Source organism: Brevibacillus ruminantium (assembly GCF_023746555.1).
Lineage (GTDB): Bacteria > Bacillota > Bacilli > Brevibacillales > Brevibacillaceae > Brevibacillus > Brevibacillus ruminantium.
Window position 1 is genome coordinate 964,156 of sequence record NZ_CP098755.1, and the last position, 21,509, is coordinate 985,664.

Consider the following 21,509-nt stretch of genomic DNA (forward strand, 5'->3'; position numbering starts at 1 on the left):
TTTATGTTCAAAAAACGCCTTGTGATGATGATGTCTGCTGTTTGTCTCTTGACTGCTCCCATGACGGCGCTGGCCGGTCCATCCACATCGCGTATTGATGCAAGCGAAGCGAGCAAAGGAATTGTAAAAATCGAAAAAGATCCTCAGAAACAAACAATCGAAAAAATTATGATCAGCAAAGGAAATCAACATTTTTATTACAGTGTCACCGACAACAACCGGTTTCCCCTGCAGTTGGGGGATGGTAAATATACAGTCACGCTGCTGGAAAACGTAGCAGGCAGCAACAAATATAGAATGGTAGAAAACAAAGAAGTAATCCGAAACGCTACTGACGAACAGACGGTTTTTCTTCAGCCGATTCAGATGATTTACTGGAACGACCAAATGAAGGCAATCACTAAAGCCAGGGAGCTGACCCAGGGCTTGCAGAGTGACAAAGACAAGATTGCAGCCGTTTACAATTTCATGATTCATAACATCAGCTACGACTTCGAGAAAGCCCAGCAGGTCACCAATGATTATCTCCCCTCGATTGAAGCGACGATGAACGAATCAAAAGGGATTTGTTATGATTACTCAGCGCTATTTGCCGCCATGCTTCGCAGCCAGGGAATTCCCACCAAGCTGATAATGGGCCGCAAACATGATATCAATCAATATCATGCCTGGAACGAGGTTTACCTGAAGGATACCAATGAATGGGTCTTTATCGATACGACCTATGATGCGGCTATGGTAAAAGGCGATACAAAACCGCTGATGATCAAAAATCGTCAAGATTATGTAACGGAAAAACAATTTTAGATCCCAAGTGTGAAAGCAACAACCGCTCAATCTCCATGAAGGAGGTGGGCGGTTTTTTGGCGTCTCGGATATTCAGAATAGATTCAGTTTGATCCTATATAGTTTCCTTGATACACACCGAGCAGGTCGACAGCCAGAGAAAATACATCCCGATGCCAATCGCGCATGGGGAATGGAAAGGAGAGGGGCAGCAGATAAAGAGAGAATCGGTCCAGTTAGCGCCGGAAAAAAGTGAGCTCCGCACAAGGGCCAGCTTGCGATCCGGGACGTTTGCTGATTGGTGTGCTGTGCGAAACGTGCAAGTGAGACAATGGAAAAGGTGGGGTGAAGTTTCCAAGGATGAGGGAACTTAGAAAAGCGTATTATATTTTCATGGTGGCAGCGTTATTTCTGAACCTGTTCTTACCTACTTCATTGGCATTGGCGAATGGAAAGGGAAGCGTGCCGACAGCCTCTGTTCAGGAAAACGCTACGGAAGAAATCTCCGGTGGCGATGGGACAGAGATAGCTCCTGAAGGAGAGTCGGAAGCACCCGGAGGAGAGTCGGAAGCGCCTGGAAGCGAGACGGGAGAGCCTGGAAGCGAGACAGGAACACCTGGAGGCGAGACGGGAGAGCCCGGAAGCGAAACGGGAACACCTGGAGGCGAGACGGGAGAGCCCGGAAGCGAGACAGGAACACCTGGAAGCGAGACGGGAGAACCTGGAAGCGAGACAGGAACACCTGGAAGCGAGACGGGAACACCTGGTAACCCAGAGGTGCCGCCCGGAGAGGTACCAGTTCCTCCGACTGTCCCTGAGGTTCCAGTTGTACCGCCTTCGGATGACAGTGATGGGAAGGAAATCAAGGATAACATCATCACGAGCGTGGCCGTAAAACAGAAAGACAAGAAAACTGGGGAGTACCTAGATATTTCAAAGGACGATATTCGAGCTGACATCGGTGAAGAAGTACGAATCGAATATACGTGGGAACTAGGTGCAGACCACGGGTATAAAGCAGGGGCAACCTTTACCTTCAATCTCCCCGAAGAGTTTAAAACCGAGCAGCCTTTGGATGGTATCCTTAAATTACAGGGTTATCCCGAGGGTGTAGGGACGTATGAAGTAACTCGCGCAGGGACAGTCACCTTCTACTTCAATGAATACATTGAAGAAATATCAGGCGGTTACTTTGAGATCTGGAGAAGCTTTGACGAAAGTAAAATAACAGATGGTACGAAGCATCCCATCAAGTTTACTTATGATGAAACCGTGATCCAGACCGTTCCCGTTCATTTCAAAAATAAAGGCGGCGAGATCAGCAAGAAAGGAACACCCAGGAACCAAAAGGGAACAGAAACAGAAATGAACCCGAGCACCATCGACTGGGTTGTTAATTTTAACAAGGATGAAAGAACGATAAAAGGGGCAGTATTCCAGGATGAACTGCCGGACGGACTTAAAATCGACCTGGCTTCGATTGAAGTGTATGAACTGTCCGTTGACCTGAATGGAAACGTGACAGTGGAAAAGGGCCCTCTGGATGAATACAAGGGCAAGGCAACTGTCACCGGAAACGGCTTCAAACTCGATTTCGGTACCATTGACAAGGCATTCCAGGTGAAATACACCACAGAGGTCGACCCGATCACCACTGCTCCTTACGAGGCAACCTTCCAAAATAAAGTGACGATCTCGGAAGACGGCGAGCCAAAATGGAACGCATATGACAAAGTCCGTGCGAAATTCAGCAAGCCGCTGGAAAAAACCGCCTCGTATAAGTTTGAACAGGATTCAACTACGCATGTCATTACCTGGACCATTCGATACAACTACAACGAGCAATCCATCCCACAAGAGAAAGCATGGATAAAAGATACATTCAGCAAGACTCTGCAAGAGCTGGACACGGAGTCTTTTGAAGTGTATGAAATGGTCATAAAGGATGACGGCAGCGCGGAACGGAAAACCTCCCAACCGCTGGTGAAGGGTACCGACTACATTGTCGATGACACTGTCGAGCATGGCTTCGATCTGAAGTTTCAGCAAGACATCAATTCAGCCTATGAAATTGTCTACAAGACAAAAGCCAAGGGTCGTGTCATTGATTCCCACAATGTAAATAATACGGTCGAGTTGGTAAGCGGTGAGAAGGCATCCAAGGATCAATGGATTCAGCAATTGGTCTTCTCGAAATGGGCTGACAAAGACAGGGACGTAAACTACGCCAAAAAAACCATTACGTGGCATATGAGTCTCAATGACGACAAGCAGGAGATGGAAAATGTCGTCATCATCGATGACTATGCCGGTGAGGGATTGGAGCTTATTCCCGGAACACTTTCGATCAGCGGATTAGAGAAGGGCGAAGATTATATACTGGAAGGTTATCGGGCCAATCCAGATGATCCGGAAGATTACACCAAGGGCTTTACCATTACGTTTCTTAAAAAGATAACGACAAATCACTATATTACGTACGAAACATATTTTGACCCCAAAAAAGTAAACAAGAGTAAATACGTAAACAAAGCCTTGCTGAAGTGGACAGTGGATGGTAAGGAAGTCACAAAAAGGCAGGAAGCTTCCGTTGACGTAGACACCTACACACAGGATAACGGAAAGAAAACGGGAACCTATAATGCTGTGACGAAGGAAATCACCTGGACCATCCATGTGAACTACAATCTGCACGAGATTAACAAAGCGGTGGTTGAGGACTACTACTCAGAAGGGCAAGACTTCGTGCAAGGCTCACTTGAGGTAAAACATCTGGAGCTTACAGGCGGTCGCGACGGAGTAAAGGTTGGGGATACCGTTCCGCAGGACGAATACGATTTCGTACAGTCGAAAAAGGACGGGAAGGACGGCTTTAGCTTAACGTTCAAAAAGCCCATTGACACTGCCTATCAGATCACCTATAAAACAAGTCTGAATGGCAAGCCTGTGAAAAAGCAGTACAACAACGATGCGATTCTGTACGAACAGTCCAATCCATCGGTTCTGTTATTTAAGAAGTCCGCTACGGTTTACCCTCAACACGGCGGAGAGTACCTGAAGAAAACAGGAACTTGGGATGAAGCAAAACAGTCCGACTATGCTGACTGGGAAGTGTACATCAACCGCAGTCAGTCCAAGATTGACGCTGGTGCGACGCTGACCGATGCCTTGTCGGATAATCAAATCTTGCTTCCGGCCTCTTTCAAGCTGTATACGACCGTGGTCGACGAAAAAGGTAATCTGACGAAATTAGCCCTGGTGGATCTGGAGAAAGACAAAAAATATGATCTCAAGATCGACGGGAATACGTTTACACTTACCTTCCTGGAAGAGATGGAGAGCGCGTACGTACTGGAGTATCAGTCGTTCATTAATGTAGAGGACAAAAAAGAAGAGTTTTTGAAAAACAAAGCAACTTTCAAGGGACATTCCTCTGATGATTTTGAAGTCATAGAAGAAGAAAACGTCAGGGTGTATTTTGCAGGAGCAGGGGGCGGTGCCTTCCCTATCGGTAAAGGTGCCCTCACCGTTGTCAAAGTGGATGCTGCGGATGACGAGACTCCTTTGGAAGGAGCCGTGTTTGGGCTCTACGATGATACAGGGAAGATTTTGATTAAAGAGCTGACGACGGATGAAGATGGGAAAGCGGTATTTGAGAACATCAAATTTAAAAAGTACCTGCTTAAAGAACTGTCTGCGCCCACTAACTTCGTAATCTCGAAAGAGTATCGTGATGGGGCAGAAATTGCGTTTAAAGCCTCAAATACTCTCAAGATTTCGAACGAGAAGGGTGAAAGGGACGTTGAGTTAACAAAGGTAGATGCCGACCATCCGGACGGTCCCAAAACACCGCTTCCCGGCGCTGTCTTCAAGCTGCAAGTGCGGGAAAATGGAGAGTTTGTGGATGTCGAGAAATACTCCCGACTCACCACAGGTGAAAACGGAAAAATCCACCTGAACCAACTGGAGCCGGGAGAGTATCAGTTTGTCGAAATAGAGGCGCCAGAGGGTTATGTGCTGGATGCAGAACCGGTTCCGTTCACCATTACCTCCGACCAGACGAAGACAGTATTTGTCGAGAAGGAGAATAAAAGAAATGTGGGCGCCGTCAAACTGAAAAAGGTTGACGAGCACGATGGCAAGGGCTTGAAAGGTGCTGAATTTGAGCTTCAGGATGAGAAGGGCAACAGGGTCATAGACGAACTCCTGACCACAGATGAAAAAGGCGAGCTGTTGGTAGAAGGCCTACAGTCAGGAAACTATCAGTTCGTTGAGACAAAGGCGCCGGAGAACTATCAGTTGAACAAAGCACCGCTGAAGTTCAAGATTGTGGAGGATGCCAAAGTCGAAGTGGTCGAAGTGACGTTTGCCAACAAAATGACTCCGGGTACAGTGAAGCTGATCAAGGTAGAAACCGGTTATCCCGATCACAAATTAAAAGGGGCCAAGTTCAATCTCCTTGACGAAAACAAGAAGCTGCTTATCGCCGGACTGGTAACAGGTGATGAAGGTGAAGTGAGCATCCCTGAGCTCCGACCGGGCGTGTACTACTTCCAGGAGACCAGTGCACCCAGCGGCTATATCATCAAGAAGTCGCTGACGAAGTTTGAGGTTGTACTGGGTGAAGAAGCAATCGTCAAGGTGGAAAACGACCGCTACACTGGCGGCATCCCGGGAACAGGAACGCTCACCATCGTCAAAGTCGATGCTGCTGACAAGAAGACTCCACTGGAAGGAGCCGTATTCGGGCTCTATGACGAGACAGGAGAGACCTTGCTTGAGGAGCTGACGACCAATGAATTTGGTGAAGCGGTATTTGAGAAATTAGAATTTAAAACGTATCTGCTCAAAGAACTGTCTGCTCCAGCCGGTTACATCATCTCGGAAGAGTACCAAAATGGGGACGTGATTGAGTTTAGAGCCACAACCACTCTCCAGATTGGCAACGAGAAGGGTGTAAGGGATGTAGAGCTGCTGAAGGTAGATGCCGATCATTCTAATGGTTCCAAAACACCGCTTTCAGGTGCCGTGTTCAAACTGCAAATGTGGAAGAATGGGGAATTTGTCGATGTCGAAGAATATTCCCGACTGACCACAGATGCAAGCGGGAAAATTCACCTCAACAAGCTTGAGCCAGGCGAGTACCAGTTCGTAGAAACGAAAGCGCCAGAGGGGTACAAACTGGATGAAACACCGGTTCCGTTTACCATTACCCCCGGCCAGACGGCAACGAAGTTTCTCGAGAAAAAGAATGAAAGAAATGAAAACATTGTGGGTTCCGTCAAATTGAAAAAGGTTGACGATCACGATGGCAAGAGCTTGACAGGGGCTGAATTTGAGCTTCAGGACAGCAAAGGCAACACGATCAAAAGCGGACTGACCACAGATGAAAAAGGCGAGCTGTTGGTCGAAGGGCTGAAATCTGGCAACTATCAATTCGTGGAAACGAAGGCGCCGGAGAACTATCAGTTGAACAAAGAACCGCTGAAGTTCTCGATTGTAAAGGATGCCGTAGTCGTCGAAGTGAAGTTTGCCAATAAAATGGTTCCAGGCTCCGTCAAACTGATCAAGGTTGAGACCGGTTATCCGAATCGTACATTAAAAGGAGCCGAGTTCAGACTTCTTGACGAAAACGAGAAACTGGTGAAAAACGGACTGGTAACAGATGCAGACGGTGAATTGAGAATTGACGACCTCCGACCGGGTGTATACTACTTCGAGGAAATCAGTGCGCCCAGTGGTTATGTCATCAAGAAGACGCTGACGAGGTTTGAGGTTGTACAAGGTAAAGAAGTAACCGTCACAGTGGAAAATGACCGTAAGAGCACCCCTGGTCCAGGACCGGGACCCGGACCAGGACCAGGAAAACCTGAAAAGCCTGAAAAGGAACGACCGGAGAGACCGGACCCCAAACCGGAAAATCCAGGTAACCCAGGTAACCCAGGAAATCCAGGAAATCCAGGTAACCCGGGCAATCCAGAAGTGCCGACTAATCCTGAGAATCCGACAACTGTAACTCCGAACCCGACTGCGCCAGAAAATCCAAACTTGGTGACTCCAGGTGATCCGAATGTACCAGCCGGGACGGGAGTGCCTACAAAGGCTGGAAATCCTGAGGACCCGTTGTTTGAAATTGACGGGAATGTGCCAGCGGGCGGTCTCAAAACAGGTAAGTCCAACGTACTGCCGAAGACAGGGGAAGAAAGCCATCTTCCATGGCAAATCCTCGGAGTCAGCTTCATCCTGTTGGGTGTTGGGCTCCTGGGCAGAAAACGATTCAAACGCATGTAGATGCAACCATAGCAAGAATGAAGAAGCCTGCTGATTCATGTCAGCAGGCTCTTTTTTGTACTTTTGGAAAGTTTAATTTCGAAAAAACTAAGACTTTCGTTATTTGACTTGGCGATAAGCCAAGTTTTTCTAATGGGAATAGCACTGAGATATGTCAATGGAAAAGGAAATTTGTCGAATAAAGGGGATTGTTGTAAAGATGTGGAATAGTCTTTGTAATATTAGCAAAATGGTTGAGCAGCGAGGTGTTGACAGTGATATATCGCTTTGGCTTAAAATTGACGATCACCATCATTATGTTTGCCACCATCATTTCCTTTACGATTGCTACGACCGACTATATGAGACTGAGGGAGCAAGCCATTTTACATAAGCAGGAGCAAGTCCGGCAGATGGAATTGATGGCCTCGTATGCATTGGAAACGATCGAGAAGGCCTACCATGTCTTTGGTGAGAATATTGCCCTGAAAATGAAGAAAAACTCTCTTTCCCTACTGGATCTCTACGATCAGAATCCGTCTTACCAGGAATGGGATTTTGCGGCACTGAAAAAGAAGTTTTCCGTGGATATTTATCTGATAAACAGTGAGAATGTCATCGTAGCGAGCAGCAACGAGAAGGACATCGGGCTTGATTTTAAAAAGTGCTGCAAGAAGCTTGCTTCGATCCTGGATACGCGAAGAATGTCAGGAGAATTCTATCACGACGGCATTGATATGGAGCAAGCAACAGGAGTCATAAAAAAATACAGCTACATCGGAACGCGAGATCAGCAATATATCATACAACTAGGCTATTCTCTGCAAGACAGCAACATCTTTCAAGAATTCAACTTTTTACAGGCGATCGAGGGATTCGTGGAGCATCATCCTGCCATCCAGGAGATCCATGTCTTAAATTCCGGAGGCTTCTCTCTGGGGAGCCCGGCGGTGCAGGGAAAGAAGCTGCCGCAGGAAAGGCGGGCTGCCTTTGAAAAAACGCTGCGAACGGGAGAGACGACCGAATACCATGGAGAATGGAACCAGGAACCGGCCATTTACCGATATGTCCGGTACTTGTCCGAATATGACAAAGGGACAACCCAGACCAAGGTGCTGGAGATCATCTATCATGAGAAAGATTTACAAGCCATTCTTGACGAAAAGAAAGACTCGTTTATCTTTCAGCTTTTGCTAATCCTGATCGTGACAGTGATCCTCTCATTCATCATCTCCCGATGGGTGGCAAGGCCGATGTATCTCGCATTTCATGACAGTTTGACCGGATTGTACAACAGGGCAGCTTTTGATGAACTGTTCGAAAAGGCCATACGGGATGGTAAAGGAAGCATCGCGCTGATGATGATCGACCTGGACAATTTCAAAAAGGTAAATGATCAATGGGGACATGACAAAGGCGATGAGCTCCTGAAGCATGTGGCCGAGTGTATCCAACGATTTGCCCGTAAAGAGGATCGGGCTGTCCGGCTGGGCGGGGACGAATTTGTCTTGATTATGCCATCTGTGGGCAGACAGCAGGCGGATGAAATTGCACGCGGAATGATCAAGGCCATCACGGCGTCGACCGCTGCTCAGATCCCCCTGGAGGAGGAAGGCGTAACGGTCAGTATTGGCATTGCGCTGTCGGACGGGCTTGAGGTGGATACGGATATCCTTTACAAGCAGGCAGATCTGGCGTTGTATCGGTCCAAAGAGCAGGGGAAAAACCGCTACCATTTTTACGATGCTTGAGATGAGGCGAGCGACTGAGAAAGAACGATCTTCGAACTTACTACGAAAGACGGCTCTTTTTAGGTGATGTATTTTCGTGAATATACTGAAAATAACAACAAAAAATGGTATATTCAAGAAAAAGGAGATTGCATGATGACCGTAAATTTCCGAAAAGCAGAAGAATGGTTCACGTTTTCTGACAGCCAAGGAAATGCTATCGAACGAAAAACAGAGATTCGCTTCGATCCGTTGACCGGTGAATCGTCGCGGCTTGTTTTTGATGCGGGACTGGCTGTCGCCCCTTCCGATTATCGGGAGGCAGCGGAACAGACAGGCGGCGCCAAATGTCCGTTTTGTCCAGAAAATCTGTGGAAAATCACCCCCGTTTTCCCCAAAGAGATTACCGAACAAGGGAGGATTACGCAGGGGGAAGCCGTGGTTTTTCCCAATCTGTTTCCCTACAGCAAACACAACGGCGTGGTGATTTTCTCCGGGCAGCATTACGTCCGGTTGGAAGAATTCACGACTACGATGATCAAGGACGCGTTTTTGGCGGCACAGCGGTATATTCAAAAGGTGGCAGAGACCGATCCGAAGGCGCGGTATGCGTCGATCAACTGGAATTACCTCCCTTATTCGGGGGGGAGCATTCTGCATCCGCATATTCATGTGATCGTATCCGAATCGCCGACGAACTACCAAAGCCTGATCAGGGAGAAGTCTATCGCTTTTCAAAAGGAGCATGACCAGGAGTATTTCACGGCGCTCTATGAAACCGAGAAATCGCTCGGGGAGCGGTGGATCGGGGAGCGTGGAAATGTAGCCTGGATGCATGCCTATGCGCCCAAAGGCCATAATGATTTCACAGCGATATTCCCGCGGGCTTTTTCCGTACATGACCTTGCCGAACAGGACTGGGAAGACTTCGCAGCAGGGGTGAAAGATGTTTTTGCTGTCATGGCCGAACAAGGCTTTGCCAGCTTTAATGCGGCAGTCAATCTGTCTCTCGATCCCGAAGTGAAGCAGGCTGTTCATGTCCGCCTCATTCCCCGCTTTGCCATCGGGATGCTGCAGACGAGTGATATGAGCTTCTTTCAGACGTTGCATCAAGAGCCGCTCAGCTATAAAATCCCGGAAGAGGTAGCGGCGAAAGCACGCGTACATTTTGAAATCAGCCAATCTTGAGAAGGCTAATTACTTGAGTGGATAATTACTTGAGAGGGCAATTAGTTAAGAAGGCCAACTACTTGAGAACGGCAATTTTAAGGAAAGAAACGCGACAGATGAGAAAAAGGGCAGGAGTCTCAACACTCCATGCCCTTTTCTATTTGCTGAATCAATTTGTTTCCGGCGCACCTTTTGGTTTGAGCTCGGGACCTGCTGCTTTTGGTGCCATGGTTTTCCCGGAGCGCAGCGGAATCTCTTTGAGGAAAAGCGTAATTAATACAGCGAAAGCCGCTACGATCGCACCGGTCAGGAAAGTGGTGGTGATGGCGTAGCTCATGGATTCCCGCACCATGTCCAGCATCGCCATAAAGACAGCCTTGGAATCGGGCGGCAAGCTCTGGAGCGCCGCTTCAATTTTGGGCTGATCCAGCAGGTTTTGCGGATTTTGGAAGAGCGCCAATTTTTCAGCCAGAGCGGGATCAGAAGGAGCTGCATTCATTTGGTTCCCCGTGGAAGCTGTCAGTTCCATCATTTTTTTCGCCAAATTGGTACTCATGACACTGCCCATGACAGCAATCCCGATGGTTCCGCCCAGGTTACGGAAAAGCTGTGAAGTCGCGGTAGCCACGCCCAATTGCTGAGGTGAAACGGCATTTTGCACGGTCAGCGAGAACACCGGCATCGCAACCCCGATTCCAAGTCCAAGCAGGATCATGAGCAGGACCAGCTCATAGATTGGCGTAGCAGGGTTCATGAAATACATCAGGCTCATTCCGATCGTCATCACGATCAACCCGCCAATCGCCATTTTTTTATATTTGCCCGTCTTGGTCATGATCTGACCAGATATAGCAGAGGTGAGCAGCATCGCGATCGACATCGGCATTGCTACATAGCCGGCCAGCGTAGGCGAGATTCCTTTCACCCCTTGGACAAAGAAGGGGAAGTAGATGATGGCGCCCATCATCCCGGCGTTCAGGAAGAAGCCAGCCAGGTTGGAGACGGTGAAGATACTGTTCTTAAACAAGCCGAGTGGAAGCACGGGTGTTTTGACCCGGGTCTGTGTCCAGAGAAAGATGGCCAAAGAAGCAATCGTTACGGCCAGTAATCCGATGATTTGCCAGGAACCCCAGGCGTATTTATCCGGACCGCTGCCTGCCCAGGAAAAGGCGAGAAGCATAGGCACGATGGTTAGCGTCAAGAACAAAGAACCCGTGTAATCGACAGACTCTCCTGGTCGTTTTTCCACTTTGGGGAAATTGAGCAGGATCAGCAGAAAGGCAATGATGCCCAGCGGCAGGAAGATCCAGAAGACCCAGTGCCAGTCGAGATGATCGACGATGTAACCGCCGAGGATCGGACCGCCCACGCTGGAGACGCCGAAGACAGCGCTCATGACCCCGGACCATTTGGCTCGCTCCCGCGGTTCATACAAGTCGCCAATGGCGGTGAAAGCTGTAGACATGATAATCCCTGCACCGGCCCCTTGAATCGCGCGGTAGGTGATCAGTTGAAAAATATCTCCGGAAAAACCGGATAAAAAGGCACCGATCATAAACAAGCTAATCCCTGAGAGGATAAACGGTTTTCGGCCGTAAATGTCAGAGAGTTTCCCCACCAGTACGGATGCCACGGTGGATGTAAGTAGATAAATGGTAATCGCCCAGGAGTAGTACTCCATCCCGCCCAGTTTGGCAATAATGCGGGGCATGGCGATCCCAATGATCGTTTGGTTGATGGCGGAAAAGAATAAGGACGTGATAATCGCGATCATAATCGTGATTTTCCGTTTTTCCGTCAAATCTTTCATTCGCATTTCCCCTCATTTCCATGGTGTAGATTTTGCAATACCTGTTCGTAAATGCGCGTCAGGTGCTGGATATCCTCCTCAGATAAGCCGGCGAAAAATTGCTTCACGGCCGCCCGGCTCTCTGCGCGATACTTCTGCATCACTTCTCGCCCCTGATCGGTAATCTCCAGATAGACAACTCTGCGATCGGTCTCATCCCGAATCCGGGTAGCGTACCCATTGACGATTAATTTATCCGAGAGGCTCGTAACCGCTCCTGGCGTGATCCGCAGCATTTCGGCCAGCGTAGAGACTTTTTGCCGTCCTTTCATACCTAACGTTTTCAAAATCATGGCTTGTGATCCAGAAATAATTCGGTCCAAACGCCTGTGCCACTCCGTCGATATCTTCCGGTGAAACTCCACATAATACTCCACAAAATGCATCACGTTATCCTGATCCGTCATGGCTCACCGCTCCTATTGAAGGGTGGAAATGATATACCACCTAAATATTTTACCTACTAAAACATTAATCAGTATAGAGGAGATGGACCCATAAAGTCAAATTACTTGTGGGAGGGAATTGTTTACAGCCCACTTCTTTACGAAGGCAGCAGAGTCCTGCGGAATAAATTCGGGTGGGTGGAAGAACGTTTCGGTGTATCCTGGCAATTGAACCTGGCGAAGAGATTAAGAAGCAGATGGATTGCAAAGGGATGAAATGAGAAAGGGGATGGAAACGGAAGAGATGAAAACGAAAGCGATGAGCATAGCAAAAAGGAGGCGTTTTGCGAGTCTGTCTCGTCGCACGCCTCCTTTTGCTGCCTAGGGGGAAAGAACTCGGCCCGTCAGGATCTCGACGGTTTCTCTCAGTGTGGTTTTGGTGCCGACATTTCCCGGGAAAATCACATACGCCATCCCGGGAAACCGGCTCTCCTCACCTGTCATCCAGACAGGGACACCCGGCTTGATTTGCCCGGCAACCGTGGCTCTGCGGACCCGAAGGCCTTTGGTGCCAACATCGCTGGAGGTAATCCCGCCTTTTGCGATCAGATAGCTCGGCCGCACGGTCAGCCGCTCCACAATGCTGGTCACGGCATCAGAAATCTTCACCGAAAGCAGCAGTTCCTCGTCCTGTCTGTGCTCGCCCAGATCAAGGCGCTCCCGTCTGGTGTACACGGTCACGGTTTGCCCGGAGGCAAGAAGCTCTTCCGCAAGCGCAATGACCCGGTCGATCTCGGATTGGAAGCGATCCGGCTCCAGCACCAGATGACAGTCAAACTCAATGAAGCGGATCGACGGGCACATTTTCAATTCTTCCAGCTGCTCAGTCGTTTTCTTGACATGGGAACCGACGATAATAAGACCGCCATGACCGGTCTCCTCAGTGACAAGCTCTTCTCTCGTCAAGTAAGGCTTGTCACTGATCCCGCCGATGATTTTGGGCAAGGCCGCCGCACTGCGGAACATGAAGTTCTTGCCGGCCATCATGGCCCGGAGCAGTGCGATCGTCACGATTTTGACATCCACATAGTCGACGGCATTGATCACGATTTTCTGGAAGCCTTGGACAGCAAGCAGTTGATCGGTGATTTTGTCGATCTCCAGTGTCCGAATCCGCTCTAGCGTAATATAGGTAGTATCCGCCGCTTTGTAGGCCCCGTTTGATTTTTCCTCCACCCATTCTCCCAAATGAGACTTGGTATAGCCAAATGTCCGGTCTTTGGCAAATTCGGTTTCGCCAGCCGGTACCAACTCAGCCCCGTATTGCACATAGTGGGTGTTGTCAATGGTATAGCGTCCACCCTCTTGGAAGAATGGAATCAATACCTCGCCGTCAAACACAATGTCCGTTTGCGCTTCAATGGCTGCTTTCAGTGTCTCTGTCTCCAGCGGGTAATGACCGCGAAGAGTGGAATCCGCCCGGCTGATCACGACAAAGGGCTGGTTCAGTCTTGCTGCCACCTGGCTGACCGTTCGCCCAATCTCCTGGTGGACCGCTTCTGTCTCGCTGGCGATCAAGCTCCTGGAGTTGGTCAGAATGAAAAACAGGCGATTCTTTTCCAAAAATCCTTGTTCGATGGACTTTTCCGACCAATCCGTGAAAACGGAGATGCCATGAACAGTCTGCACACCCGTGGGGTCATCATCCAGCACGACGATTTTTTTGTCAAAGCGCTGCCATTCTTTCGCCAGTAGCTCATCCACGATCCGTGTATCTACTGCCGACAGGTTGTCGAACACTTCTTTTGCTGCTCTCATTTTGTTTCTCACAAGCTATCAATCATCCTTTACTCATATTCCCGGTAATATCCCTGTAAACTCCACTCAGCACATATACCATGGCAAGAGCGGTCAGGCCTGCCAGAAAACCGCCAATGGTCCATGCTTTCAGCGTTTACGGAATGGTCAGATTTCCAATCTGGCTGACGACCCAGAAGCCCGAATCATTTGGCAGCGACAAACCGACGCCGCCGGCACAAATCGCCAGACCCAAGAGCAGAGGCGATACGCCCAAATCGACAGCCAGCGGACCCAGGATACTGGAGGTCGTCACCAGTGCGACGGTTGCCGAGCCGAGCGATGCCCGCAAGATCTGGGAGAAGAGGAAAGCGAGCAGCAGGACGGGGATGGTCCAGCTTTGCATCGTTTCGTTTAGGTAGTTGCCGATGCCGCTTTTGTTGACCAATGGTCACGGCGTGGAGGCGACCATACTGTGAGAGATGATCAGCCCAATGCTGAGAGCGGTGACAAAGGCAACCCCGATCAGGGAGTAGTTCAAGGATTTTGTTTTTCTACGGTGACGTTCGCAAATTTTTCATAGTACTGCACGATTCCACAGTGGTCATCCGTTTGTTTTCCGTCCGCCGTAAGCGATTGGAACATTTCCAGCACCTGTCGGGTTAACGGGATGGGCACCTCGATGGCCTCGGCGGTCTCCTTGACATTGGTCAAATCCTTCAGGTTGATGTCAATTCGTCCGCCGCCTTGAAAATTTCGCTCCAGGATCATCGGAACTTTGGCGTCGAGGACCGCACTCCCGGCCAATCCGCTGCGGATGGCCTGATACATCTTTTCGATGTCGAGACCCGCTTTGGCGGCCAAGACGAGTGCTTCAGACATGGCGGCGATATTTACATTGACGATGATCTGATTGGCCAGCTTTGTCATCGTCCCGCAGCCATGTTCGCCTACCCAGGTCACCTCTTTGCCCATGGTGGTCAGCACAGGAAGGGCCTGCTGGAACACCTCTTCATCTCCGCCTGCCATGATCGCCAGTGTGCCGTCGATCGCTTTCGGCGCGCCGCCGCTGACAGGGGCATCCAGCATGTGTATGCCATGTTCTTTCAGCGCAGCAGCGAGCTGTTTGCTGACGACAGGGGAGATGGAGCTCATATCGATGACAATCGAACCTGCTTTGGCGCCGTGGATGATTCCGTCCTCACCCATGATCACCTGGTTTACGATCTCATTGTTGGGCAGCATGGTGACAATGATTGCGCTTACATTTGCAACCTCTCGGGGAGTAGCTGCGCTGGATGCACCGTGCCCCACCAGCTCTTGAACGGCTTGTTCATTGATGTCGTAAACCGTGAGATCAAAACCTTTGCGCAGCAGATTGTGAGCCATGGGTTTGCCCATGATGCCAAGCCCGATAAAGCCGACTTTCATTGTATGTCCTCCTCGTATGTAGTAAGTGGTACGGATAGTTTTCATGATTGTACACAATGTTTATTATTTTGTATACATTATTTACATTTTGTATACAAAATGCCTGTTATTTTGCCTTTCAAAAGAAGGTGCTGGACTTTATACTTTTTATAGACAACCAAAAGAGACAGGATTATTGGTGTGAGAAAGTAGGTTATCTACATGGGCAAGCAACCGTTTCAACTGGCGTATCAATCGTCGTATGAGTATATAAGAGATAAAATATTGAGCGGCGAGCTTCCGCGAGGCACAAAACTGGTGGAGGAGCGATTGGCCGAAGAGATTGGGGTCAGCCGGACACCCGTCCGGGAATCGATCCGCAAGCTGGAGCAAGAAGGGCTGATCAAACAGAAAAGAGTCGTCAATCCATCGAGCATGGATTTGCGCAATATTTTTCAGGTGCGCATCCTGCTGGAGGGATTCTCTGCGCGCTGTGCAGCCTCGTATATGAGCGAGGAAACCTTGGAGCGGCTCTATGCGTGCATCACCACGGCGCGCAACGGCACGATCGAAGAGACGATGAAAGCAAATAAAGAGTTTCACGATATTATCGTGCAATCCAGCAACAATCCGCAGATGATTGATATCATTGATCGGATGCAATCGATTATCTATTTGTTCAGAAAAACAGTGGTTTACCACAAGCGCCCTTTTCTGATAGATGAGCATGAAGAGATCTACCAGGCCATCAGCGCTCATGATGGAGACCGGGCGGAACGGCTGATGCAGGAGCATTTGCAGGCCGATCTGGATTTTTGTCTTCACCTGTTGAAAGCGTAGTGATGAACGGGTAAGGAGCGTAACCTGGCTGTGAACCCTGTAGTAAACCCGGCTGAGAGCCTGGCTGAGAACCCGTCTGAGAACCTGGCTGAGAACCTGGCTGTGAATCCGGCTGTAAACCTTGTTGCAAACCCGGCTGTAAACCCTGCCGGAAACCAGCTTCAACCAGCTACAAACCCTTCCTGTTGCCCTGCGGGTATCGAGAAGGGTTTTTTGGCGTACAGAGTAATTTTTCTTAATTGCATAAGTCAATGTAGATTGAACAAGATTCAACTTTGTTGATGACTGCGGAGCAAATCGATATAATCAATCATGAAAAAAAGGAGAAGGGGATGTTTGTCATCGATTTATCTGAAATCGGGAAACGCATCAGGAGAGCGAGATTGAGCCAGGGATTTACGCAGCAAGAGCTGGCGGATCGATGCGGATTTACCAAAAGTTTGTTGTCGAAAATCGAAAACGGGCAAACGGCATCAGCCGTAGCAACCCTGTCAAAAATCGCAGAGCATTTGAAAACCCCGTTGGCCTGGTTCCTCGAAGAAAACCGCGATGAGCATTTGGTTCTGTTGCCAAGCAAACAGCGGACGTCGAAAATCGGAAGCAAGGAAATGGGCTATTTATATGAAACACTGGCCAACCGCTCCCGATTTAGCAAAATTGAACCGGTGCTGGTGACGGTCCCTCCTGACATTTCCATGACCGAGCCCTTTACCCATCCGGAAGAGGAGTTTATTTACATCGTCAGCGGTACGATCGTGCTGTTCTACGATGGAGAGCGATACCTGCTGGAGGAGGGAGACACCGCTTATTTCTCCGGAGACAAGCCGCATATTTTTCTCCCCCACGGCGACAAGGAAGCCAAAGTATTGAGTGTCTTTATCCAGCCGTCCCCGACCCATTGACGGCCGTCTTCTACCGGGCAATGCCGCTTTTGTTTTTTCTTCCGATTGCCTTCGAAAAAACCCCCATTACCGTACCGAGTGATTGCCTGGTACGGTAAAAGCCCCCACCCTCTCGCTGAAAAGCCTGGCCTGGAAAAATCCTTTGAATCTTTGGTATTTACAGAGAACGGCAACCTATAGTAGTATGTATTCATTCAACAAAGTTGAATTAAAGGAAACATAGTTGCATCTAGTGCACAAACCTCACGAAAGCATCAAAGATTCCGGTCTTTCTGTAAGCGCTTTATCAAAGGGAATCCCAGAAAATGCGGAAAGATCGGCACTGTATCACGAAAAGTCAACGAAGAAGCAGGAGAGTGAATGATGGTTACCAGCCGAGTATCAGGATTTTACAAGCTGTCAGCAGAACAACGACTGGAACTGGTGGCAAAAGAAAGAGGATTGAGCGAGGAAGAGAAGCAGGTGTTTTCCGGAGAAACTGCCTTTCCTTTGCGCATCGCAGACGCGATGATTGAAAATGCGGTCGGGATGATCTCCATTCCGCTGGGGGTCGCCACCAACTTTAAAATTGATGGAGTAGACCGATTTATTCCGATGGCGACAGAGGAGGCATCCGTCGTCGCGGCGGCCAGCAATGCGGCGCGAACAGCCTATGATTTGGGCGGTTTTCACACATCCCTGAGCGGTTCCGTCATGCGCGGGCAGGTTCAGGTCGTCGATTTGGCTGATCCGTACGGGGCCATGGCGAGAGTTTACGAAAACAAGCAGGAAATCCTGGAGCGCTGCAATGCGAAGGACCCGACCCTGGTTTCTTTGGGCGGCGGCGCGATGGACATCGAGGCCTATGTAATCGAGCGCGGAGCTGCCTCCATGCTGGTGCTGCACCTGCTGGTCGACACCCGCGATGCAATGGGAGCAAATGCGGTCAACACGATGGCCGAAGCAGTGGCACCCTACATTGAAGAAGTGACTGGCGGCCGCGTGGTTTTGCGGATTATCTCCAATCTGGCAGACCGGCGTCTGGTACGGGTAAGGGCCGTGTTTTCCTGCGAACAGCTGGGCGGGGAAGAGGTCGTGTCCAATATCATTCGCGCCTATGAATTTGCCGAGGCTGATCCGTATCGGGCCACAACCCACAACAAAGGCATCATGAACGGGATTTCTGCGGTCGTACTGGCCACAGGCAATGATACGCGCGCGGTCGAAGCAGGGGCGCATGCCTACGCGGCCGTGTCGGGACGCTATCGCTCGCTGACGCGCTGGGAGCGTAACCAGGAGGGAAATCTCGTCGGGACGATCGAAGTTCCGATGGCAGTCGGGATTGTCGGAGGAGCGACCAAGACGCATCCAACGGCCCGTGTGGCGCTGAAAATCATGGATATCAAGCGGGCTGAGGAGCTAGCCGGCTGCATTGCGGCTGTCGGCTTGGCGCAAAATCTGGCGGCCATGCGGGCTTTGGCAGCCGAAGGGATCCAGCGGGGGCATATGGCCTTGCACGCCCGTAATCTCGCCATGATGGCAGGTGCTGCCGATGACCAGATCGATCTGGTGGTACAGCAAGCCATCGCCGAAAAAGACGTCCGGTACGATCGCATTTTGGAGTTGACCAAACAATTGCAAAAAGGAGGTTGCCCATGAAAACAGAAGCTGTCGTGAGAGAAAAAACGGCTTCGTCGACTTCACAGGAATACATTGAAATTTTGGGGGATACCGTTGTCCCCTCCCGTCTTCTTTTATCTGTTATCATCAGCATCGTGGCCAGTCTCGGCTGCTATTTTCTGGGGAAAGCCATTTTCCCCGCGATTGCCAGTGAAAAAATGGTCCCGTCCTACTCTTTGCTTCTGGGCATCGGGGGGAGTTTGGTCGCCCTGGTGATCAATGCCCGCTTTTTTACGCCCAGCCGCGTGTTGACCGAGGCGGAGACCTCGTCAGAAGGGTTTGAAGAGATTTTGCTTGATCTGCAGGCCGATCCCAAAGAGGAGTACGATCTGATCAAGAATGATCCCGTCACCCGAAAAGAAGTAGAAGAGCTGGGAATTCTCGAAACCATTAAGCGAAGTGGAGGGAAGTGAATCCATGAGTGTCCTGATGATTTCCATTTTGCTTGCATTGGCGGGGGCTGTGCTGTTTACCTTGATCGGCCTCGTTTCGGGAACAGATGAAACCGCTATCATGGTGCCTTTTACCTTGCTCGTCATTTTGCTCGGGGCGCCGCCTGAAGCCGTTTTCTCCTTTTTCATGGCCGCCGTTTTGTCAAAGCATTTGACGCATGCCATACCGACCGCCCTGATGGGGGTGCCGGGTGATACGACGGCAGTGCCTTTGATTGACCACGCCTCCGCATTGCGCAGATTGGGCTTGCCTCACGTGGCGCTGCGCAAAATGCTGTCTGGCGGTCTGATCGGTGCTTTTATCGCGCTGCCAACAGCCGTTTTGTTTGGTCAGTTTCTCGGACAGTTCGCAGACTTTTTCAAAGCGTCCTCGGGATTGATTTTTACGCTCGCCGCGATTCTGATTGCCTATTTTTCCAAAGGAAAATGGGTCAGCGTCCTGATGATCATTCCGTTTGCCTTCTTCATCAAAAGCATCGGCACGTACAGCTTCTCGCTGACGGAAAAAAACCTCAGCATCAGCTTCTTTTTAGGGATCGCCATTGGGCCGATGTTCTCTGACATTTTGATTTCCTTGTCATCGAGCGCGCGCAAAAGCTTGGTTCGCTCCCAGGCGAAAGAGTACCATCTGGCACCGGAGAACAAATCGTGGAAGGGGTTTTTCCCCAATCCGTTTCGCGTGCTGACCGCAAGACAGACGGCGCATACCGCCGCCACTTCGTTCGTATCGTCGCTGACGTTTGCCTTTAGCCCGGTAGGGATGACCTCGCTGATGGGAGAGATCGTCAGCTCTCGAAACAAAGGCGTCTACAAAAAGTCGACCTCCAGTCTGGCTACCATGAACGGTGTGACGGAGTCCACCTATATCGCTGAAACCGTGATTCCGCTGCTGGCATTTGGCATCCCGCTCAGCCCTGTTGCCCTGGGACCGGCTTCCCCGTTGTTTAATGCACCGCCTGTCTTTACGAGCGATCCGGTCAACAATCTGCATAATATGCTCACGCCGTGGGATTTCTTCTTGTACGGCCTGATTGGTTTGCTGATCGCGACCGTGATTGCCTATCCGTTTGCCATGAACTACGCGCGGACAGCGACGGTATTTGTCATGAAGCACATCAGCCAGGAAGCCATTGTCGGCATGTTTATCGGTCTGGTCTGCTTGCTCGCTTTCCACGAGGCGCAGTTGGTCGGGGTCATGCTGACGCTGATCATGGCGACCGTGGGCGGTCTGCTGAACCGCGTGCTGGGCGTCAGCTCCGGTGTGCAGTTCATGGTGTTCTACGGCTCGACGTACATGATGGCAAAGCTGCTGGGAGCATGATATGACGATGAACATGGACCCAAGACGCATTATCATCAAGGAAGTGGGGCCGCGGGACGGCTTGCAAAATGAGCCAGACTTCGTGGCGACAGAAGACAAGATTGCCTGGATCAATCAGTTGTCCCGCTCCGGTTTGTCGTATATCGAAATCACGTCGTTTGTTCATCCCAAATGGATTCCGGCATTGGCTGACGCTGTAGAGGTAGCAGCGGGAATTGAGCGGGTACCGGGTGTGACGTATGCAGCGCTGGTCCCCAATGCGAAAGGACTGGAGCGTGCCTTGTCCGTCCATGTGGATGAAGTCTCAATCTTTCTGTCAGCCAGTGAAACGCATAATCAAAAGAATATCAACAAATCGATCGCAGACACCTATCCGATCCTGCAGGAAACGGCAAGAGCCGCATTGGCAGCAGGAAAATCCGTTCGCGGCTATGTATCCACCGTCTTTGGCTGTCCGTACGAGGGAGCAGTATCCGTGGATGAGGTTATTCGCGTGACGGAGAGACTTTTGGACATGGGAGTCAGTGAAGTCTCGCTTGGCGATACGATCGGCGTGGCCCATCCTCGCCAGGTGCGCGACGTTCTGGAGATATTGCTGAAGAGATTTCCGGCGGAGAGGCTGGCGCTTCATTTTCACGATACGCGGGGAATGGGCATGGCCAACGTCCTGGTGGCGCTAGAGATGGGAATCTCCACCTTTGACAGCGCGCTGGGGGGGCTGGGCGGTTGTCCTTACGCTCCGGGAGCATCAGGTAATCTGGCTACAGATGATTTGCTGTACCTGCTCGACGGCATGGGAATGGATACAGGGGTTGAACCCGACAAACTGGTGACGGCTGCGCGGTTTTTGCAGGAGAAAATGGGGCGAAGATTTCCGAGTCACCGGATGCAAATATGTGAATAGCAGGTTGGGAAGGCCATCGTTTGGTGGCCTTTT

The 21,509-nt window shown here is 50.2% G+C and carries 14 protein-coding genes and 1 pseudogene; 10 read left to right on the forward strand and 5 right to left on the reverse strand.

What is annotated here, in order from left to right:
• Nucleotides 1-3: 3 nt before the first annotated feature.
• From NDK47_RS04740 to NDK47_RS04755, 4 genes are all read left to right on the forward strand, one after another.
• The gene (locus NDK47_RS04740) at nt 4-807 is read left to right on the forward strand and encodes a transglutaminase-like domain-containing protein (RefSeq protein WP_251873719.1); all 804 of its coding nucleotides are present in this window, start codon (nt 4-6) and stop codon (nt 805-807) included.
• A 339-nt stretch (nt 808-1,146) separates the two neighbouring features.
• Nucleotides 1,147-7,077 carry a SpaA isopeptide-forming pilin-related protein gene (locus NDK47_RS04745; RefSeq protein ID WP_251873720.1) on the forward strand — a complete coding sequence of 1,977 codons (5,931 nt, stop codon included), beginning with the start codon at nt 1,147-1,149 and terminating at the stop codon, nt 7,075-7,077.
• 245 nt (nt 7,078-7,322) lie between these two features.
• Nucleotides 7,323-8,807, forward strand: coding sequence for a GGDEF domain-containing protein (locus NDK47_RS04750; protein WP_251873721.1), 1,485 nt, complete (start codon nt 7,323-7,325; stop codon nt 8,805-8,807).
• A 135-nt stretch (nt 8,808-8,942) separates the two neighbouring features.
• Nucleotides 8,943-9,974 carry a hypothetical protein gene (locus tag NDK47_RS04755; protein WP_251873722.1) on the forward strand — a complete coding sequence of 344 codons (1,032 nt, stop codon included), beginning with the start codon at nt 8,943-8,945 and terminating at the stop codon, nt 9,972-9,974.
• Nucleotides 9,975-10,125: 151 nt separating this feature from the next.
• Here the strand turns inward: NDK47_RS04755 and NDK47_RS04760 are convergent, their stop codons facing one another.
• From NDK47_RS04760 to garR, 5 genes and pseudogenes are all read right to left on the reverse strand, one after another.
• Nucleotides 10,126-11,766 carry an MDR family MFS transporter gene (locus NDK47_RS04760; protein ID WP_251873723.1) on the reverse strand — a complete coding sequence of 547 codons (1,641 nt, stop codon included), beginning with the start codon at nt 11,764-11,766 and terminating at the stop codon, nt 10,126-10,128.
• Nucleotides 11,763-12,212: a MarR family winged helix-turn-helix transcriptional regulator gene (locus NDK47_RS04765; protein WP_251873724.1), complete on the reverse strand. Its 450-nt coding sequence runs from the start codon at nt 12,210-12,212 to the stop codon at nt 11,763-11,765. Before NDK47_RS04765 ends, NDK47_RS04760 begins: the two co-directional genes overlap by 4 nt.
• A gap of 360 nt (nt 12,213-12,572) precedes the next feature.
• The gene (locus tag NDK47_RS04770; protein WP_251873725.1) at nt 12,573-14,009 is read right to left on the reverse strand and encodes a four-carbon acid sugar kinase family protein; all 1,437 of its coding nucleotides are present in this window, start codon (nt 14,007-14,009) and stop codon (nt 12,573-12,575) included.
• Between the two features lie 33 nt (nt 14,010-14,042).
• Nucleotides 14,043-14,436: pseudogene (locus NDK47_RS04775) on the reverse strand (GntT/GntP/DsdX family permease); the annotation flags it as partial.
• A gap of 89 nt (nt 14,437-14,525) precedes the next feature.
• A complete protein-coding gene (gene garR, locus NDK47_RS04780; RefSeq protein WP_251873727.1) occupies nt 14,526-15,419 on the reverse strand; it encodes a 2-hydroxy-3-oxopropionate reductase in 894 nt (297 codons plus the stop codon).
• Nucleotides 15,420-15,620: 201 nt separating this feature from the next.
• Between garR and NDK47_RS04785 the strand changes: the two genes are divergently transcribed.
• From NDK47_RS04785 to NDK47_RS04810, 6 genes are all read left to right on the forward strand, one after another.
• A complete protein-coding gene (locus tag NDK47_RS04785) occupies nt 15,621-16,238 on the forward strand; it encodes a GntR family transcriptional regulator (RefSeq protein ID WP_251873728.1) in 618 nt (205 codons plus the stop codon).
• Nucleotides 16,239-16,570: 332 nt separating this feature from the next.
• Nucleotides 16,571-17,140, forward strand: coding sequence for a helix-turn-helix domain-containing protein (locus tag NDK47_RS04790; RefSeq protein WP_251873729.1), 570 nt, complete (start codon nt 16,571-16,573; stop codon nt 17,138-17,140).
• 363 nt (nt 17,141-17,503) lie between these two features.
• Nucleotides 17,504-18,778 carry a hydroxymethylglutaryl-CoA reductase, degradative gene (locus tag NDK47_RS04795; protein WP_251873730.1) on the forward strand — a complete coding sequence of 425 codons (1,275 nt, stop codon included), beginning with the start codon at nt 17,504-17,506 and terminating at the stop codon, nt 18,776-18,778.
• On the forward strand, nt 18,775-19,212 hold the full coding sequence (locus tag NDK47_RS04800) for a hypothetical protein (RefSeq protein WP_251873731.1): 438 nt from the start codon (nt 18,775-18,777) through the stop codon (nt 19,210-19,212). Before NDK47_RS04795 ends, NDK47_RS04800 begins: the two co-directional genes overlap by 4 nt.
• A gap of 4 nt (nt 19,213-19,216) precedes the next feature.
• On the forward strand, nt 19,217-20,572 hold the full coding sequence (locus NDK47_RS04805; protein WP_251873732.1) for a tripartite tricarboxylate transporter permease: 1,356 nt from the start codon (nt 19,217-19,219) through the stop codon (nt 20,570-20,572).
• A 7-nt stretch (nt 20,573-20,579) separates the two neighbouring features.
• On the forward strand, nt 20,580-21,476 hold the full coding sequence (locus tag NDK47_RS04810; protein WP_251873733.1) for a hydroxymethylglutaryl-CoA lyase: 897 nt from the start codon (nt 20,580-20,582) through the stop codon (nt 21,474-21,476).
• The last annotated feature ends 33 nt before the right edge of the window (nt 21,477-21,509 follow it).

Coding starts and splice junctions, on each gene's coding strand:
- NDK47_RS04770 (WP_251873725.1), bottom strand. CDS start 14,009: ATGAGAGCAGCAAAAGAAGTGTTCGACAACCTGTCGGCAGTAGATACA.
- NDK47_RS04740 (WP_251873719.1), top strand. CDS start 4: ATGTTCAAAAAACGCCTTGTGATGATGATGTCTGCTGTTTGTCTCTTG.
- NDK47_RS04760 (WP_251873723.1), bottom strand. CDS start 11,766: ATGAAAGATTTGACGGAAAAACGGAAAATCACGATTATGATCGCGATT.
- NDK47_RS04785 (WP_251873728.1), top strand. CDS start 15,621: ATGGGCAAGCAACCGTTTCAACTGGCGTATCAATCGTCGTATGAGTAT.
- NDK47_RS04795 (WP_251873730.1), top strand. CDS start 17,504: ATGGTTACCAGCCGAGTATCAGGATTTTACAAGCTGTCAGCAGAACAA.
- NDK47_RS04800 (WP_251873731.1), top strand. CDS start 18,775: ATGAAAACAGAAGCTGTCGTGAGAGAAAAAACGGCTTCGTCGACTTCA.
- NDK47_RS04790 (WP_251873729.1), top strand. CDS start 16,571: ATGTTTGTCATCGATTTATCTGAAATCGGGAAACGCATCAGGAGAGCG.
- NDK47_RS04755 (WP_251873722.1), top strand. CDS start 8,943: ATGACCGTAAATTTCCGAAAAGCAGAAGAATGGTTCACGTTTTCTGAC.
- NDK47_RS04765 (WP_251873724.1), bottom strand. CDS start 12,212: ATGACGGATCAGGATAACGTGATGCATTTTGTGGAGTATTATGTGGAG.
- garR (WP_251873727.1), bottom strand. CDS start 15,419: ATGAAAGTCGGCTTTATCGGGCTTGGCATCATGGGCAAACCCATGGCT.
- NDK47_RS04745 (WP_251873720.1), top strand. CDS start 1,147: ATGAGGGAACTTAGAAAAGCGTATTATATTTTCATGGTGGCAGCGTTA.
- NDK47_RS04810 (WP_251873733.1), top strand. CDS start 20,580: ATGAACATGGACCCAAGACGCATTATCATCAAGGAAGTGGGGCCGCGG.
- NDK47_RS04805 (WP_251873732.1), top strand. CDS start 19,217: ATGAGTGTCCTGATGATTTCCATTTTGCTTGCATTGGCGGGGGCTGTG.